General features: G+C 26.3%; 18 protein-coding genes. 12 read left to right on the top strand and 6 right to left on the bottom strand.

The window, feature by feature from the left end:
- Positions 1-74 precede the first annotated feature (74 nt).
- The 3 genes from ACQZHJ_RS18315 to ACQZHJ_RS18305 all read right to left on the bottom strand — a co-directional run bounded on the left by ACQZHJ_RS18315 (position 75) and on the right by ACQZHJ_RS18305 (position 4,572).
- Entirely contained in the window at positions 75-1,634 is a 1,560-nt protein-coding gene (locus tag ACQZHJ_RS18315; RefSeq protein ID WP_430486931.1) for a SpaH/EbpB family LPXTG-anchored major pilin, read from the bottom strand.
- On the bottom strand, positions 1,634-3,907 hold the full coding sequence (locus ACQZHJ_RS18310; protein ID WP_430486930.1) for a SpaA isopeptide-forming pilin-related protein: 2,274 nt from the start codon (positions 3,905-3,907) through the stop codon (positions 1,634-1,636). Before ACQZHJ_RS18310 ends, ACQZHJ_RS18315 begins: the two co-directional genes overlap by 1 nt.
- A 317-nt stretch (positions 3,908-4,224) precedes the next feature.
- Positions 4,225-4,572, bottom strand: a complete 348-nt coding sequence (locus ACQZHJ_RS18305) for a DUF4352 domain-containing protein (RefSeq protein WP_430486929.1) — start codon at positions 4,570-4,572, stop codon at positions 4,225-4,227.
- A 128-nt stretch (positions 4,573-4,700) separates the two neighbouring features.
- On the opposite strand from ACQZHJ_RS18305, the gene ACQZHJ_RS18300 reads away from it, so the two are divergent.
- The 6 genes from ACQZHJ_RS18300 (at position 4,701) to ACQZHJ_RS18275 (ending at position 9,284) form a co-directional block, all read left to right on the top strand.
- Complete coding sequence (locus ACQZHJ_RS18300; RefSeq protein ID WP_430486972.1) at positions 4,701-5,945, top strand: IS256 family transposase; 1,245 nt, start codon at positions 4,701-4,703, stop codon at positions 5,943-5,945.
- Positions 5,946-6,102: 157 nt separating this feature from the next.
- Positions 6,103-6,693, top strand: a complete 591-nt coding sequence (locus tag ACQZHJ_RS18295) for a S8 family peptidase (protein ID WP_430486971.1) — start codon at positions 6,103-6,105, stop codon at positions 6,691-6,693.
- Between the two features lie 447 nt (positions 6,694-7,140).
- Entirely contained in the window at positions 7,141-7,611 is a 471-nt protein-coding gene (locus tag ACQZHJ_RS18290) for a hypothetical protein (RefSeq protein ID WP_012478249.1), read from the top strand.
- A 66-nt stretch (positions 7,612-7,677) separates the two neighbouring features.
- A complete protein-coding gene (locus ACQZHJ_RS18285; protein ID WP_430486928.1) occupies positions 7,678-8,208 on the top strand; it encodes a transcriptional regulator in 531 nt (176 codons plus the stop codon).
- Between the two features lie 285 nt (positions 8,209-8,493).
- Positions 8,494-8,721 (top strand): hypothetical protein, encoded by a 228-nt coding sequence (locus ACQZHJ_RS18280; RefSeq protein ID WP_208336473.1) that lies wholly within the window; start codon positions 8,494-8,496, stop codon positions 8,719-8,721.
- A 65-nt stretch (positions 8,722-8,786) separates the two neighbouring features.
- Positions 8,787-9,284: a DNA-binding protein gene (locus tag ACQZHJ_RS18275; RefSeq protein WP_430486927.1), complete on the top strand. Its 498-nt coding sequence runs from the start codon at positions 8,787-8,789 to the stop codon at positions 9,282-9,284.
- 28 nt (positions 9,285-9,312) lie between these two features.
- Here the strand turns inward: ACQZHJ_RS18275 and ACQZHJ_RS18270 are convergent, their stop codons facing one another.
- Both ACQZHJ_RS18270 and ACQZHJ_RS18265 read right to left on the bottom strand, forming a co-directional pair.
- The gene (locus ACQZHJ_RS18270; RefSeq protein ID WP_430486926.1) at positions 9,313-9,564 is read right to left on the bottom strand and encodes a hypothetical protein; all 252 of its coding nucleotides are present in this window, start codon (positions 9,562-9,564) and stop codon (positions 9,313-9,315) included.
- Between the two features lie 2 nt (positions 9,565-9,566).
- Positions 9,567-10,412, bottom strand: a complete 846-nt coding sequence (locus ACQZHJ_RS18265) for a ParM/StbA family protein (RefSeq protein ID WP_430486925.1) — start codon at positions 10,410-10,412, stop codon at positions 9,567-9,569.
- Positions 10,413-10,916: 504 nt separating this feature from the next.
- Between ACQZHJ_RS18265 and ACQZHJ_RS18260 the strand changes: the two genes are divergently transcribed.
- Positions 10,917-11,729: a plasmid replication protein gene (locus tag ACQZHJ_RS18260; RefSeq protein WP_430486924.1), complete on the top strand. Its 813-nt coding sequence runs from the start codon at positions 10,917-10,919 to the stop codon at positions 11,727-11,729.
- A 261-nt stretch (positions 11,730-11,990) separates the two neighbouring features.
- Here ACQZHJ_RS18260 and ACQZHJ_RS18255 read toward each other — a convergent pair whose 3' ends face one another.
- Positions 11,991-13,025 (bottom strand): S24 family peptidase, encoded by a 1,035-nt coding sequence (locus tag ACQZHJ_RS18255; RefSeq protein WP_430486923.1) that lies wholly within the window; start codon positions 13,023-13,025, stop codon positions 11,991-11,993.
- A 187-nt stretch (positions 13,026-13,212) separates the two neighbouring features.
- Between ACQZHJ_RS18255 and ACQZHJ_RS18250 the strand changes: the two genes are divergently transcribed.
- From ACQZHJ_RS18250 to ACQZHJ_RS18230, 5 genes are all read left to right on the top strand, one after another.
- Positions 13,213-13,419, top strand: coding sequence for a helix-turn-helix transcriptional regulator (locus ACQZHJ_RS18250; RefSeq protein ID WP_003453254.1), 207 nt, complete (start codon positions 13,213-13,215; stop codon positions 13,417-13,419).
- A gap of 96 nt (positions 13,420-13,515) precedes the next feature.
- Complete coding sequence (locus ACQZHJ_RS18245) at positions 13,516-13,890, top strand: terminase gpP N-terminus-related DNA-binding protein (protein ID WP_430486922.1); 375 nt, start codon at positions 13,516-13,518, stop codon at positions 13,888-13,890.
- A gap of 60 nt (positions 13,891-13,950) precedes the next feature.
- Positions 13,951-15,051, top strand: coding sequence for a CAP domain-containing protein (locus ACQZHJ_RS18240; protein ID WP_430486921.1), 1,101 nt, complete (start codon positions 13,951-13,953; stop codon positions 15,049-15,051).
- A gap of 67 nt (positions 15,052-15,118) precedes the next feature.
- Positions 15,119-15,493, top strand: a complete 375-nt coding sequence (locus ACQZHJ_RS18235; RefSeq protein ID WP_003458803.1) for a type II toxin-antitoxin system PemK/MazF family toxin — start codon at positions 15,119-15,121, stop codon at positions 15,491-15,493.
- A gap of 295 nt (positions 15,494-15,788) precedes the next feature.
- Entirely contained in the window at positions 15,789-16,985 is a 1,197-nt protein-coding gene (locus ACQZHJ_RS18230; RefSeq protein ID WP_430484569.1) for an IS110 family transposase, read from the top strand.
- Positions 16,986-17,037: the final 52 nt, after the last annotated feature.

Here is a 17,037-nt window from a genome sequence, read left to right as displayed (position 1 = left end):
TTATAAGTATTTAAACAAATAAAAGAAGTTTTTATATTTAATCAGGCATATTATTGAGTTTGTTAATTTGTTACTTAAACTCTTTTTTTCTTATCTAATACAACATATCCTGAACCTAGAACAACAACTAAACCTAATAGAGCTAGTCCTATTTTAATAAAGCCATCTGTTCCAAGTCCACCAGTGCCAGGAAGTGAAATTCCTGCATAGTTTTTAATTTGTACATTAAATAATACATTTCCATCATTCATAGTAATATCATTTACTATACTACCAGCTTCATTACCATTTGTTACAGCTATAGTAGCTTGACCAGTATAATCCCCATTACTATCTTTTTGAGCTGTTATAGTAACTTTTACTGGCTCTTTTAAAAGTGAATATCCCTTAGGTGCTTTTTCTTCTGTTATGAAGTAATCACCTTCCTTTAATCCAGTAAATGTAACTACTCCATTTGCATCTGTTACTCCATTACCATTTAATAGAATTACACTTCCATTTTCATCATAAGTATACTTTCCAACTATAGTTCCTTTTGCATCTTTTACTGAAAACTCAGCTCCTGCTAAATCTTTTGTTATATCTTCAGCATCAACTTTTTTAACACCAAATCCCCACGTATATGATGTTACTTTATCATTTATTGTTTTATTACTATTTTGAATATCTGGATTATTAGTATATTCTAAAGTAATATTATTAGGATTTCCAGCATTAACTTTTGTATCAATTAAAGCATTTTCATTTAAAGTTGCTTGGTATTCTAAAGTTAACCCATCTGTTGCATAAGCTTTTATATTATCATAAACAAAATCTATTTCTATACTAGTAGTTCCATCTGAATTTTTGTTAGATTTTACAGTATAATCTGTATTTTCTACAAATGTTTTATTTCCAGAAGTTATTTTTATTCCAGCATTACTATCATAAGTAAGCCCTTTACTCATAGTATCTTTAATTTTATATACTATATTAGTTGCATTTTTTTCATATGTTGGAATTGTTGCTGTTACTTTATACTTTATAGTATCACCAATATTTGCACTTGAAGTATCAACGAACTTATTGTTTTCTATTATCTTTTTTTCTATACTTGGGGCATTATCTTTTGGATTAAGTGCAACATTATAATTCCACTTATCATTTTCCACTTGTGGAACTGAAACTAACATAGCTGTTGATACAACTGCATTTCCTGTTGATTGTTCTGAAGTTTCTAAAACTAAATAATATCCTAAATCAACATTTGTTTTTACTCCTGAGTCAACTTGTATTCCATTAGAAATTTTATTATCAATAGTATATTTATGTAATTGAGCTGCAAATTCTTTAATCGCATCTGAAGTAGTTAAATCTTTAATTTGATTTTCTGTATAGTTTCCATATTGAGGATTATTGAAAAATCCCTTAAAATTATCTGTTGCAGTATAATCATATGCATCACCACTTTGAGTTGCCTTTAAAACTTGATATGCTGTAAATCCTGCTCCACCTTTTGTTATAGTTATACTTCCAGTTTTAGGAGCATCTTTATCAATACTTGGAGTATTAGCTGCAAAAACTGGCGTAGATACTGTTAACATCATTACTAATGATGAAACAACTACTGTAATTTTTTTTAACAATTTGTCCATTAATTAAATCTCCTTTTCTTGTTTATTAATAAATTTATAATAAGAATAAAACTTATTCCTAAAATTAAAATTGCTACATTTCTTTGAAAAATGAATCCATTCCCTCCTGTCTCAGGCAATAAAATTCCTTTTTCATTCTCAACATTAATATTATATAAATCTAAACTTTCATCTTTGTTTAAATTAATTATTTCTCCATCTGAACCAATTTTATAGTAACTATTATTTTTATCTAAATGAATATAAATATCTTTACCTAATTTATATCCGTTTGGAGCTTTTATTTCTTTTAAAATATAGTCTCCATATCCTAATTTATTAATTGTAAAAGAACTATCACTACTATTTGCTTTTAAAGTACTATCCCCTTGGTTATTAAATTCATATTTTTGATATAAATTTGAAAAGCTAAATTTCAACGGATTATTAATGTCATTAATAGAAAAAATTTCAAATTCAGCTCCTTCTAAAGGTTTAGCATTTTCTTTATCAACCTTTGAAATCTTTAATTCAACCTGATTTGGATCATTAACTTTCTCAATTTTAATAGCTTCTTTTTGTCCAACAACTATGGTAAATTTAACAGGAGTCTTGTCAAGTTCATATCCTTCTGGAGCTTTTGTTTCTACAAATTGATAATCTCCTGGAGCTAAATCATTTAATGATATTTGTCCATTTTTATCTGTTGTAAGATTAGTTCTTATATCTTCACCCTGTTGATTTTGTAAGTTAAATACAGCTCCTTTGAGTACATTTCCATTTTGTGAATCTTTTTTTGTTAGTATTACACTTCCTGGAGTTGCTATATTAACTTTCTCAATCCTAATAGCTTCTTTTTGTCCAACAACTATAGTAAATTTAACAGGAGTCTTGTCAAGTTCATATCCTTCTGGAGCTTTTGTTTCTACAAATTGATAATCTCCTGGAGCTAAATCATTTAATGATATTTGTCCATTTTTATCTGTTGTAAGATTAGTTCTTATATCTTCACCCTGTTGATTTTGTAAGTTAAATACAGCTCCTTTGAGTACATTTCCATTTTGTGAATCTTTTTTTGTTAGTATTACACTTCCTGGAGTTGCTATATTAACTTTCTCAATCCTAATAGCTTCTTTTTGTCCAACAACTATAGTAAATTTAACAGGAGTCTTGTCAAGTTCATATCCTTCTGGGGCTTTTGTTTCTACAAATTGATAATCTCCTGGAGCTAAATCATTTAATGATATTTGTCCATTTTTATCTGTTGTAAGATTAGTTCTTATATCTTCACCCTGTTGATTTTGTAAATTAAATACAGCTCCCTGTAGTATATTCCCATTCTGAGAATCTTTCTTTGTTAAAACTACTTTGCCTGTATTTTGACTCGGTACAAAACTTCCATCTACAGATATTTCATAAGATTTTTCATTTATTTTATCTTCTAATTCAGCTCTTATCAAACTTTGATATGGTTTATCAGGTTTAGATTTTATTCCACCTCTATAATATTTATAGAAATAAAATTTTACATCTTTGTAACTATAATTAATTTTTAATTTCAAATCTCGATTTGGTTTAATAGAAGACTCTATATAAAACTCTTGACCAATTTTTATAGGTTTACCATTTAATATTTGATCAGTATTCCAATCTTTTACTACCATATCATCTGGTAAATTTATTATAGTGAATGAACCAGAGCTACCTGTAGTAGATAAATTCTCAGTTGAATACTGTCCACCTCTTTCAGTAAATTTAAAATCTCCTATAAGATTTAAATTACCTTGTTCAAACTTCTTTGTTTTTGATAGTTCTAATAATTTATCATAGTATGCAAATTTTCCTGAGTCATAACCATATTGACCATCATTTCCACTACAAATATCCCATATAAGCTGTTGAGTAATATATCTAGCTTCATCTTTAGTAATTCTCAATTTACTAATTAAGTCTGATGAATTTACAGGATATCCATAGGCTAAGACTGCTGCAATTCTCTCTTTTTTTTCCTTCCCATATACATCCATCAATTCATCATTAGTATCTAAATAGCTTTCTGTTCTAGTATAATAGGTTTTATTTTTAGAATTATTATCAGGACTACCTGGTTGATTATAATCGTGGTTATAACAATAAACTGGTTTTTCACCATTATCATCTATAAAAAAAGCTGTTCCTACTGAAGTTGCTTTACTATATGCCCAATATTCTTTTTGACTAGCAAATACATTTATAAGAGAAAGACTAAAAATAACTATAGTAATAAAACTTAACTTTTCTAAAAACTTTTTCATTAAACCGTCCTTTCTAGTATTAAATTTAAATACTTTTATTTAATAAAAAATATTATTTAACAAATTAAATTTTACAACAATTTAAATTATATTTCAAATATTTATATAATTTAAATTAATTATTATTAACATATTATAAATTTTTTCTTTTTTTGTATTGTATTTTATTGAATTATTTATTTTTATCAGTAAATACTTATAATTTTTAAATTACTTATAATTAATATGAATATATTTTGTTCAAGTATTATAAAGTTATACTTACTTTGTTCTATATTAATTATCTTTTAATATAACTTAATCACTATTCTTCCAAACTATAATTCTAAATTTTTATCATCTTTTTTTACTACTGCTCCATATACAAAATGTTCTTTTCTTCCTCTATTTACTATCCTCTCTATATTTTTATTAAAAATAGACGATGAATTTGAATCTGCTCTTCCACTATCTCCTAAGATTTTAAACATATTTGAATTTATTTCCAAATATTTATCAGATAAATTTTCTAAAGTTATATCTACTTTAACTTTATCTTTATTAGGTGAAATACTTTCTCTTAAAACATTAGTTACCGTAATTTCAACATCACCTTGCTTTAAAGGCTCATTAATTGAAGCATATACTATAGGCTTATCTTTAACTTTAGCTTTTTCTAAAGCCACCTTATAAGTTAACTTACTTTCATGTTCATTTATTAAATTACTTACACTATTTATTTTAAATAATCCATAAACATATAGAGAGTGTAAAATAGTCTGTGTAAACTACTAAAATGATATAATTAAGTATCATATTAAAAGGAGGGTGCACAGACTATGTCTTATTCGAAAAAGAGTTAATAAAACACCTTGCCAAAAATCCTAATATAAAGACTGCTGAAGATGCTCAAAATGCTATTAAAACTTTATTCGGTGGTTTAATTCAACAAATGCTTGAAGCTGAAATGGAAGAATATTTAGGATATTCAAAATATGATTATACAAATAAAAATACTACTAATTCTCATAATGGGAAAAGTAAGAAAACTGTTAAATCTAATTTAGGGTTATTTGATCTAGACATACCAAGAGATCGTGAGGGTTCTTACGAACCTCAAATCGTAAAGAAACATCAAACTGATATATCTAGACTAGAAAGTTCAATAATTGCTATGTATACGAAAGGCATATCTACACGAGATATAGCTAATCAAGTTAATGAAATGTACGGTATGGATGTTTCTCCTACTTTAATCTCAAATATAACTGAGAAAATAATACCTTCTATAAAAGAATGGCAATGTAGACCATTAGAAAGTATATATCCTATCATTTTTATGGATGCTATTCATTTTAAAGTTAAAAAAGATAATTCTATAGTTAATAAGGCTGCTTACGCTGCTATCGGTATAAATATTGAAGGTAAGAAAGATGTTTTAGGTATTTGGATTGGTGCTGCTGAATCTTCAAAGTACTGGTTACTTGTTTTAAATGAATTAAAAAACAGGGTTGTTAAAGATATTCTTATAGCTTGTATAGATGGATTAAATGGCTTTAAAGAAGCTATAAAAGCCGTATATCCGAATACCGAAGTACAACGTTGTATTATTCACCAAATTAGAAATTCTAGTCGTTATTTATCATATAAAGATATTAAAGAATTTAATACTGATTTAAAACTAGTATATACTGTTGTAAATGAAGATGCTGCACTTCAAGCTTTAAGTTCTCTTGAAGAGAAATGGGGAGATAAATATTTACTTGCTATAAAATCTTGGAGAAACAATTGGGAGGAGCTATCTACATTCTTTAAATATCCACCGGAGATACGAAGAATAATATATACAACTAATGCTATAGAAGGCTACAACAGACAATTAAGAAAAGTTACTAAAACTAAAACAGCTTTTCCTACAGATGAAGCTTTACTTAAAATACTTTATCTTGCAACAATGGATATAAGTAAAAAATGGGTTCAATCTATTAGGGGATGGTCTCAAATCTTAGCACAACTTTCAATTTATTTCGACGAGCGTCTTGACGACCATTTATATTAAAAAAGTTAATATAATAACTCTAGTTTTTGTACAGTTTATATTCAATATAATTACATAAAAAGAAAATTAAGGTTTAAATAACTCAATATCTAAACCTTAGTAAATTTCAATATATTTTTTAAGATAGTTTACACAAAATTATTGACATTCTCTCTATATCAAAGGAAATAATAAAAACTTAATAGGAATAGCTCCAAATGCAAAATTAATATCAATTAAAGTTTTAGATTCAGATGGAAAGATTGACCCTAAATATATAAAAAAAGCTTTAAGAACTGCTATTGATAATAATGTAAACATAATAAACATGAGCATAGGTAGTTATAAATCTAACAATGATATTATAGATTTGATAAAAGAGGCTATTCATAAAAATATTATTGTAGTTTCTTCTTCAGGAGATTATGGTGATGTTAATCTTATGTTTCCTGCAAATATTAATGGTGTAATATCAGTTGGTGCTATAGATAAAAATAAACAGATTCTTAAAAACTCTACTGCTCCAAATTTAACTGTTATAAATGCACCAGGTAAAGATATATTAGGAGTTAACTTAAATAATGATTTAATATATTCATCTGGAACTTCTCAATCAACAGCTTTAATTACTGGATATTTAGCTTTGTTATTGGAGGTTAGTAACAAAAATAATAAAACGCTTTCCAATGATGATATCATTAAATTTTTAGGTTTAATTAAGAAAAATGATAGTAGTTATTTAGATATACTTAAATCGATAGGAAGTTGATTTTATGAAAAATATAGTTTTTTTAATTTTAGTAATTTTAGATTTAATAATAATTTTTTCATTAACTTATTATTTTCAAATAATAACTCAGCAGCAATGCATGATTTTTTTGATGTTATCTTTTATAATCGTTCTTTTAATTAAGGACTTATTTAAAATTAATTATTTTTAGTATAATTATAAAAAGTAATCAATATGTTAATTTTTATATTATTAAAAACATATCAAAATAAAGTTTTGATATGTTTTTTTATTTATAATTATTAATTTAGTATATATTGGGGTTATTTAGATGTTTTAACCTTCTTTTTATTGATAATACAATCATCTAATAATGGCAATATGAAAAAATTAAGATTAAGAACTTTTTTAAATAAATATATGATTTATTGACTAATAATCTTGTAGAGTTATAATATGAGTAAAATATTGGGAGGTGTATTAAGTATGAATTTAGTTAAGACAAGAGATGATTTAGAAAGAGAAGCTCCTAGACTAAAAAAAGAGTGGATACAAAAAATTGATAGTATAGATAATGCAAATAGAAAATATGTATTAGTTTTTGAGGATCTAGTATTCGAGGCAGACCATGAACAGGATATTACTTCAAGACTAATAAGAGATTATATAGAAACTGATGATAGAAATATGCAGCTTCTATTTAGAATTGACTTTGCAAGAGCTTTAAGTATGTATAGCATAATGAATGGAATTAATGTTGAAGTTTATAATAACGGTAAAAAAGTAAGAGATAACTATGCTGTATCTGAAGATGATCCGGATTATGAAAAGGACTATGAAATTCCTGATGTAATCCTGGATGTATTTGATGAATTTACTCTTTTTAAGGGCCTTAATGAACTTAAGTATGCTAAAATATACTATAAGTCTGATGATGGAGAGTACAAGCTATTTTAATATAAATTAAAATAAAGAAGTAGCTTTAAGTAATAAAAAGCTGCTTCTTTTTTATAAGGTGAACATATGAAAAAAAGAGAACAAATATATACATTTTTAATAGATTTTATAAAAGAAAAAGGATATCAACCTACGGTTAGAGAAATTGCTCATGCAGTAAATTTAAAGTCATCGTCTTCTGTTTATAGACATTTAGAAATGTTAGAAAAAGATGGTCTCATAATACTTGGAAAAAGTGAGCAGAGAGGTAGAAAAAGGAGTATTCATATTATTGATTTAAACAAAAAGATTAAAAAAAATGTATCAGAAGAAACTATTAAAAATTTAATTAAATTTTCAAAAAAACAAGTTAATACTAATAATGATATATTTTCCAAGAAAGTTACTAATGATTATATAGTATCTGTAGATAATATATTTCCTGATGACATTATTATTGTTGAGAAAGTAAATTCTCTAAAAAAGGATAGTATAGGATTATTATTATTTGAAAATCGTACCTTTATAAAAAAAATATTTTCAGATTATAAAAAGGTATATGATACTGATCCTATAGTTTTAGGAAAGATTATTGGTGTTTATAGAGATTTTTTATGATATTACTTGAAAAAATATAAAAGAAACGTTAAAATAGGTTAACAATATTAAAATTTACTGTAATAATGTATTAGAAACTTTCGAGTTTATCAGTCACTAGTTAAACCAGTATTAACTATTAAATTAATTGCAAACTTAATTTAACCTGTATATCTATTAACACAAAAAAGATTATCTCTTTAACTTTAGAGATAATCTTTTTTGTGTTTAGAATTAACCAAGAATATTATACAATTTAATTATATCCTATACTCATAGTAATTATAAATTGGGGTGAGAAAATTTATGAGATTATCAGAAGAAGATAAGAAATGTATAAAAATTCTTTATATAAATGGCTTAAATGTAAAAGAAATTGAAAAATTATTAAATAATGACTTTTCTAAAGATGCTATTCAAAAACATATATATAGACATTTAAAAGAATTTAGGAATGAACATATTATAAATAGAGCCTTAAATAAAAATAAATTAAAGAAAGAATTTAAAAATATTATTAAGAATAATTTTTAATAAAGGACTTTCCATAATTTTCAAGAATATTATTTATATATTCTTAAATTAGGGGGAGTTAAGAAATGAAAACAGCTCAAGAAGTAGCCAATGAATTAGATTTAACCAGGACTGAAGTTTATAATTTGCTTAGAAAAAAAAGATTTTCTCCATTAGTTAAAAAGAACGGTGGTCAAGTAGCGATAAGCAATGAACTTTTCAAATTATTAGAAGAAGAAATTAAAAATAAAAGAAATAATATTAAACAACAAGAGAATAAAAATATAGATATAAAACAAGAAGATAAATCATTAAAAGAAAAAAATACTATATCTGATATAAAAACTGAAGAAAGTACTGATTTTACATCAACTATAGAAATTCTACAAAATCAAATAAAATTAAAAGATAATCAAATATCTATTCTAAATAATGTTATAACTAATAACTTAAAGAGAATAAAAGATCTTGAAGAAAAAAATCATGAATTTAAAGAATTATATGAAGAAGTCAATAATTTAAGACTTGTCATTGATTCAATACAAACTAAAAAAAAGAGAAAAAGACTTTTAGGAGTATTTTAAAAGAGAAGGTTATAATTAACCTTCTCTTTTAATCAAACTCATTATTAATATCATCATCAAATTCATCTTCTGAAATATCATTTTTATCATTATCAGAATTAGCAAAATTTTTATCTGAATTCTTAGTAATACTTATTTCGTTACCAATAATCAAATTATAAATTAAAAACTTTATATAGGTTCCTTTTTTATTCTTCTTATCTTTTACTAAATCCCATATGGCTGCATCTCTAGGATCATCTAAATTTAATCTTAAGTTAACACGTTCTATATTTGCCATGACTATTTACCCCATTTAGCTTCAGCTATCAATTTATTACCTTTCACATTACTAAATAAAGGATCTGGAACAAAATTTATATTTCCTAAGTTTTCTCTTAATGCATCTTGTAAATCTAAGCTGCCACCACCAGCTCCCCAAATTTTATAAGTAGAAAAATTAGGAACTTTAAGTCTAACCTTATTTAATTTATCTTTAACAAATCTCTCTTTTGCTTTACTTGCATCAATAGTATCATTCTTAATTAGCCTTATTATTTCTTCAACATCAGCATTATTACCTAGTTTATTATAATCTTCTTGTATTTCAGAATATAAATCTATCATACCACCAGGAACAGTAAATTTCATAATACACTTGCTACCAGAAGATACACATATATTCCATGTCCTACCGCCTATATCCAATATCACTAAATCTTTTGCTCTTTCTTCTTTAGGTAAAGTATAAAATGAGCTTAGTCCTTCTGCAACTGTAGCAACTTTATTTATTTTTATATTTTTAGTAACCTCAAATAAATTAAAATTAAAGGACTTATTAAGAAGCTTTTCTTTTAATTCTTCGCTTATTCCTAAATTAGAAGCTGGTACTCCTAATACCAAATCAGTCTCTATATTATCTACATCACATGATTTTGAAATTGCATAAAGTAAGTTAGGTATAAAGTTTTTCTTAGCTTTATTAAACTCATTCTCAAAATCTCCAGATTCCATTCTATAAAATTTATTTTCTAATTCCAAAAGATCTGTATCGAAATCTTCTTTTTCTACTTCTTGATATCTACTTTCAAATATAATTCCTTCACATGTTTTGATATTATAATTTCCTAAATCAACTGCTATTATCAATTTTAAAACCTCCATTTTTTAAAAATTACAAATTACTCAAAAGTTACTTTTAAGTGTTTAAAAAGTTACTTTTAAGTAACTTATACTATTATAATATCAAAAAGTTACCTAAAAGTCAACTTTTAATCATCAAAAAGTTACTTTTAAGTAACTTTATAAAAAATACAATAAAAAAGAGAGTAAAATTTTCTATAATTTTACTCTCTTGAAAAATTATTTTTAACATGGTATTATTAACTCAATTAAATTAAATAGTACGGAAAAGGAAAAATCCATTAAGTTTCCTACGTCGCCAAACAAAGTAAACTTAATGGATGAACTTAAATCCGAAATAGAACAAAGTTCTATTTGAAATATTCACTTTTCATAGCTTTATGATATCAAAGCTATTGAAAAAAGTCAATGATATCTATTGACTTTTTAATAGAAATGTAATATTAGCAAATTTTAACTTCTTTCTATTTAGGATTTAGAGTGATTTCCTAGATGAAAGGAGTTATTTTTATGGCACACATACACTTATTAACTAAAGAACAGTTAGAACAAGAGAAAAGGTTTAATCTCGAAGAAAGAGATTTTCATGTCTTAAATCAAATCGAATATAAAGAGTCTAGAAGAAAAGCTCAAAGTATCTTAAGATTTATCAGAAAAGGTATTTTATTAAATAATGGATCTTGGAGCATTTCATTTTCTAAAATTCATAAAGATTATAATGATTGGGTAAATAAAAAGAAAAAGAAAAGACCAGAACTAAAAAATATAAGCTTAAAACAAATAAAAAATATAGTAAATAAATTAAAAGATTTAGGTTTACTTATTATTGAAAATGTAAAGAAAAGAAACTGTTATTTTCTGCCATTACCCAATAAATTACCCAATAATGAAAACATTACAATCCTTGATACAACAAGTATAGAAGATAATCAAGCTACTCCTAGGTATATTAGGAATAATAATATAGATATAGATTCTAATAGTAACTCAAAAGAATTTAATGCAGACATGTATGAAAAATGTACAAGTCTTGTTGATGTTAGAAATAAAGTTAAAGAGTTACTTAAAGCTGCAAGAGTTAAGAGCTCTTGGATTAAGAATAAGGTTTTAACAAAATTAAGTGAAAACTATAGAAATATAACTGTTAAATTTTTAGAGAGTTATATTAATACAGTCATTGAGAACACTAGAAATACATATTATTCAAATTATAGAAAATATATCAAGAACAATACGAACAATAGAGTTCTACCAAACTTTACAGAAAGAAATTATTCAAAAGATTACTGGAAATGCCTAGAAGAAAATCTATGTTTTAATTAATAATTTAACAATTAATAGAATTTATTGTTAAAAAATAGATTATAAATAAACTGAAAAATTTCCAGTTTATTAAAAATTGGAAATTGCCATATTTTTTTATAGATAATTTGATATAATGAGAACAGGAGTTCGCATATAGATGAGAACAAAAGTTTGATTTGGTTATTATAAACAAAATATTTTTATATAGAGCAATGATATTTATTGCTCTATATAAAATATAAATCCTTGAGTATATAACTTAATATTAAATTTTATGATTTAAATAGTATTTAATTTTTCTTCCAGATCTTCAATATCGATATTTTCTAAGTCTAGAATATCATTTAAAGATCCTAAAACTACTCCGATTATATTAATATCACTATTTTTATCATAATATTGTATTTCATATGGAAGTGTACTACATGGGTGTAGTTCTAATTTATCTTTTTTCTTATGTATTTTTTTACAAGTAGCTTCATTATTTTCACTTAAATAAGCTATTACTATATCGCCATCAATAGGAGTTTTATTTCTGCAGCAAATAATTAATTCATTGTCTTTGAATAATTTATTCATACTGTTTCCTTTTACTCTTAAGGCGAAACAATCCTTGTAATTGCTAGGTAAAGCAATTGATTTACTAATTTCATTAAATGCATATGATGGGGTTCCACAAGAAACTTCACCAACTACGTCTATTGGAATGAAATTTAAATTACTTATTAAGTCTTTAAGATTACTTGAAAGAAAATCTTCTTTTTCAGTAGTTGAAAAATTATAATTTATATCTTGATACTCAAGAGCATCAGATAAATCAGTTTCATGTTCTTTATCTAAAGTATTAGTAAATTCTTTAGATAATTCCTGAAATAGTTTAATATCATTTTCAGCTCTATTACGAGTTCTTTTTAGCTCATTAAACATTCTTTCTGTACGTTTTTTAGACATTTGAAGCTCATTAAACATTCTTTCCGTACGTAATTTTGAATTTTCTAAATCGTTAAAGCTTTGAGTATTTTTTTCTATAAGCTTATTTAGTATAAATATTTTTTTTGAAAGATCTGAATTGTTTAAATCATTTGTGGTTTCATTTGGATGATTTAATCCTAATAGAGAGTCAATAGAACGATTCATTAACTTAGATAATTGTACTAATGTATATATGTTTGGTTCTACTTCAGCTCTTTCATAATAACCAATAGTAGTTCTTGCTACACCTAATTTTTCAGCAAGTTCAGCTTGAGAAAGTTTATTTTTTTTACGAAATTCTTTTATGTTTAAAGCTAAGTTGTGTAGTTCAATTTCAATCATTTATAAACCTCCTTTCAATATAGTTTTAGCAATTTTAGAAGGAACAATCTAATGAATTCTTTAAAAGAGTGTCAATACTATCGTTTTTTAAAAATGTAAATTAAATATGATGTGTATATTGACATTGGTGAGTGAGCGTGATAATATATAGGTAAATTAAATGAAAATATGGATAAAGGTGATAAATATGGAAAACAAGTTAAGCTTTCTAAGAAAGAATAAAGTGCTTTCTCAACGAGAAGTTGCTAGCTTAATTGGTAAAGAAGCACGTTTTATTCACAAATTAGAAAATGGGAAAGTAAAAAATCCTAGTGCAAGTGAAGTCTATAAATTATCTAGAATATACGATACAAGCATGGAAGAAATTTATAGAGCAATAGTATTAAACAACTAAATAAATTAAATTTAAGTTTTGTCCAGTAGGAGAAAAGGAGAGCGAACTACGCCCTTTTTTAATACACTTTTAGGACAAACTTTAGGAGTTGATGCTGTGAGAGGTAAAGGAGAACTTAATAAAAATGAAGTTGGAAGTCTTTATTTAGATGGTTTTTCGGGAAAAGAAATAGCAAAAATATTAGGGGCTAAGGAAGATACTATTTATAAGTGTCTTAACCGAAATTTTAGTCATTTGAAAGAACATAATAAAGCTAAAAGGGAATTGAAAAAACTACAAGATGAAGAAATAAGGAAAATTACTCATAGAGAATGTAAAAAGTATATGAGTGATAGAAACTTTGTTAAGACTAATAGTTCCATTTACAAACATAATGGACATGGAAATTTTAGTGTTAAAAAAGAAGAAGAAATTGGATGTGTAGTTCCTTTCGATGTTCCCAAACATTTTAGTTTTAAGAAAAAGTTTTAGACAGCTTGGTACATATGCGAGATATATTTAAAAAATATTATTTCAAGGGAGAGAATTAAAATGAATAAGAGAATTAAGGCCATAATAGAATTTGTGAAAGTACATAAAAAAGAAACTATAGGAGTTGCAGTTGCTTTAGGAATAGCAGTAGTTGGTGTAGGTGGATATGCAATAAGTAAGCATTATGCTACTGATACTAATAATATAGCTTTAGCTGAGAAAAAAGAAGATCCTAAGGCAGATGAAGATAAAAAGCTAGAAGAAAATAAAGATGCAAATAATGAAGAAGTAACTGTAGAAGAACAAGAAGATGGATCACTAATTGTTAAAGATAAAGATGGTAATACCATTGCCGATAGCTCCAAAGGAGACGATGTTTCTAAAATAGTTGAAGAAAAGAAAGAAGCTGGAAGTGATGTTAATATAAAAAATAAAAAAGGTGAAGTTGAAAAAGTAGAGAGTGTTGATAATGGAAGTATAAAAGTAACCAGTGGTGAAACTATAGGTTCTAAAACAGAAAATAAAGTTCAAGCTTCACAACAACCAAGTGGTGAGAAGGTTGAGAAAGTGGAGGATATAAAAGGCACTACTGCAAGTAGTGAAGGAAGTATTACAATTGTAAAGCCTAGTAAGGAAGAAAGCTCTAGTAAGCCTGAAAGTAACAAACAAGAGCAATCTGAAGAGTCAAAGCCTGAAGAAGCTCCACAACCTTCTCAAAAACCAGAAGAGAATAAACAAGAAAAACCTGCAGAAAATCAACAAGAAACAAAACCAGTTGAACCTGCAAAACCTCAAAAACCTCAAAGAACTTGGGAATATCAAAGTGGTATGAGTCAAGAGCTTTGGAATGATTTTAATGCTTATAGACAGTCTCAAGGTTTAAATGCCTTAAACTGGAGTGGTAAATATGCTGGATGGACAAAGAGCCACTGTGAAGAAATGGCACAAAAGCAAAGTGGCTTCCATAAGAGTTATCCAGAAGGTGGTCAAATAGTTTATGATGGAACTGCATATACTTCAGCTAGTTCTATTTTAAATGGATTTAAAAATTCTCCAGCTCATAATAAGAATATGTTAGATCCGGATTTAACAGAAGGAGCTTGTGCAGTATATAAAGACAGTAATGGAAGATATTATACAGTTATAGGTTTTGACTATTAATTTATATATAAAGATCTAGAGTTTTACTCTAGGTCTTTTTTGATACTGTTTTTTAGGGGGAGAACATATGGGAAGAGTGAGGAAAGATTTTTATAAAGGAGAAGTCTATAGGGGTGATATTTTCTATGCAGACTTAGGAGACATAAAGAGTAAGGTGGGTTCAGTACAAGGTGGAATTAGGCCAGTTATTGTAATTCAAAATGATATTGGGAATAGGTATGGAGAAACTTTTGTAGTGACTTCTGTAACATCTCAACCTAAGAAAGAAATGCCCGTACATACTAAAATAATAAAAGAATGTTTAGAAAAGCCATCTACTATTTTATTAGAGCAAATAACAACTATTTCTAGGTATCAGATGAGAGAGAAAATAGGAAAGCTAAATGGATATGAAATAAAAGAACTAAATAGAGCATTAGGAATAAGTATTGGTTTAAGTTAGAAAGTTCAAGAGTGTTGCAATTAAGCAGCACTCTTTGGTACTGTTTAATTGTAAATAAAAATCATAATATATGATTAAATATTTGCACTTATTTTAATTTATAATAGAGGGTGTAATTGGTCTGACGGCGCACTCTTTGGGTTTATAATATCCGTTTTAAAAACTGTTAGCCTTCCCCTTATTATAAAGATTCGATTAAGCAGGTTGAAACCATTAAGGCGTTCGTGTAACTAACCAAAATGAATTGTAATAAGTGTAGGTAGGATTAAATTACAATACTTTTAGGAGGAATATGATGATTAGTATAGGAATTGATGTCTCAAAAGGGAAAAGTACTGTTTGTGCATTAAAACCTTATGGTGAGGTTTTTAAAGATCCATATGAAATTCAACATACAGAAACAGATTTGAAAAATTTAGTAAATGATATTTTAAGTCTAAAAGAGGACGTAAAAGTTGTAATGGAAGCAACTGGCGCTTATCATTTACCGGTTCTTACTTATCTTAAGGAGCACAATATATTTGTATCTGTAATAAATCCTTTATTAATGAAAAAGTATTCTTTCAGAGGATTAAGAAAGGCTAAGACTGATAAGATTGATTCTATTAAAATAGCTAACTATGGAATTGATAATTGGTTTAAGTTGGTTGATTATGAAATTACAGATGAGATATATTCGGAACTAAAATTATTAGGAAGACAGTATTCTCACTATGTAAAAATGAAAATCGAAAGTAAGCTTGTGTTAGGTAATTTATTAGATATGACAATGCCGAAAATAAAAACTTTATTAAGGAATAGCTTAGATAAAGTAGAGAAAGATAAGTTAAATGACTTTATAAGGGAGTATTGGCATTATGATAATATTACTAAAAAAAGTGAAAAGCAATTTATAGGTAGCTATATGAAATGGTGTAAGAAGAATGGATACCATCAAAGTGAAACAAAAGCAAAGGAAATATATGCTTTAGCACAAGAAGGTATCCCTACATTATCTTCTAATTCTCCATCTACTAAAATGTTAGTATTAGAAGCAGTTAGAGTTCTTGATGAAGTAAATAGAACTCTATATATGATTTTATCACAAATGCAAAAACAGGCAAGAAAGTTAAAAGAATATGATGTAGTTAGAAATATGCCTGGAGTGGGAGATAAATTGGCTCCACGTTTAATAGCTGAAATTGGTAATATAAAAAGATATCACAATAAAAAAGCTTTAATAGCTTATGCAGGAATTGATTCTCCACCTTTTGAATCTGGACAGTTTGTTTCAAATAAACGTCGTATTTCAAAGCGGGGGTCTGCTTTACTTAGGAAAACTGGATATGAAATTATGCAATGCTTAAAAAGTAATAAGCCTAATGATTCCGTATATTTATATATGCTAAAAAAAGAAATTGAAGGAAAAGCTAAAAAAGTAGCTAAAATTGCTGCTTTAAATAAGTTTTTACGAATTTATTACGCTAAGGTAAAAGAAGTTTATATGACTTAAATTTTGATTTGAAAAATAATATGAAATAGGCTAAATGAGAAAACTCATTTAG

Origin of the sequence: Clostridium sp. B9 (assembly GCF_050509515.1) — a bacterium.
Taxonomy (GTDB): Bacteria; Bacillota; Clostridia; order Clostridiales; family Clostridiaceae; genus Sarcina.
This window is presented reverse-complemented; position numbering and strand designations above follow the sequence as displayed.

What these genes read in the sequence shown, in the direction of transcription:
- ACQZHJ_RS18315 (WP_430486931.1), bottom strand. Translation starts at nt 1,634, where the DNA reads ATGGACAAATTGTTAAAAAAAATTACAGTAGTTGTTTCATCATTAGTA.
- ACQZHJ_RS18310 (WP_430486930.1), bottom strand. Translation starts at nt 3,907, where the DNA reads ATGAAAAAGTTTTTAGAAAAGTTAAGTTTTATTACTATAGTTATTTTT.
- ACQZHJ_RS18290 (WP_012478249.1), top strand. Translation starts at nt 7,141, where the DNA reads ATGAATTTAGTTAAGACAAGAGATGATTTAGAAAGAGAAGCTCCTAGA.
- ACQZHJ_RS18285 (WP_430486928.1), top strand. Translation starts at nt 7,678, where the DNA reads ATGAAAAAAAGAGAACAAATATATACATTTTTAATAGATTTTATAAAA.
- ACQZHJ_RS18280 (WP_208336473.1), top strand. Translation starts at nt 8,494, where the DNA reads ATGAGATTATCAGAAGAAGATAAGAAATGTATAAAAATTCTTTATATA.
- ACQZHJ_RS18275 (WP_430486927.1), top strand. Translation starts at nt 8,787, where the DNA reads ATGAAAACAGCTCAAGAAGTAGCCAATGAATTAGATTTAACCAGGACT.
- ACQZHJ_RS18270 (WP_430486926.1), bottom strand. Translation starts at nt 9,564, where the DNA reads ATGGCAAATATAGAACGTGTTAACTTAAGATTAAATTTAGATGATCCT.
- ACQZHJ_RS18260 (WP_430486924.1), top strand. Translation starts at nt 10,917, where the DNA reads ATGGCACACATACACTTATTAACTAAAGAACAGTTAGAACAAGAGAAA.
- ACQZHJ_RS18255 (WP_430486923.1), bottom strand. Translation starts at nt 13,025, where the DNA reads ATGATTGAAATTGAACTACACAACTTAGCTTTAAACATAAAAGAATTT.
- ACQZHJ_RS18250 (WP_003453254.1), top strand. Translation starts at nt 13,213, where the DNA reads ATGGAAAACAAGTTAAGCTTTCTAAGAAAGAATAAAGTGCTTTCTCAA.
- ACQZHJ_RS18240 (WP_430486921.1), top strand. Translation starts at nt 13,951, where the DNA reads ATGAATAAGAGAATTAAGGCCATAATAGAATTTGTGAAAGTACATAAA.
- ACQZHJ_RS18235 (WP_003458803.1), top strand. Translation starts at nt 15,119, where the DNA reads ATGGGAAGAGTGAGGAAAGATTTTTATAAAGGAGAAGTCTATAGGGGT.
- ACQZHJ_RS18230 (WP_430484569.1), top strand. Translation starts at nt 15,789, where the DNA reads ATGATTAGTATAGGAATTGATGTCTCAAAAGGGAAAAGTACTGTTTGT.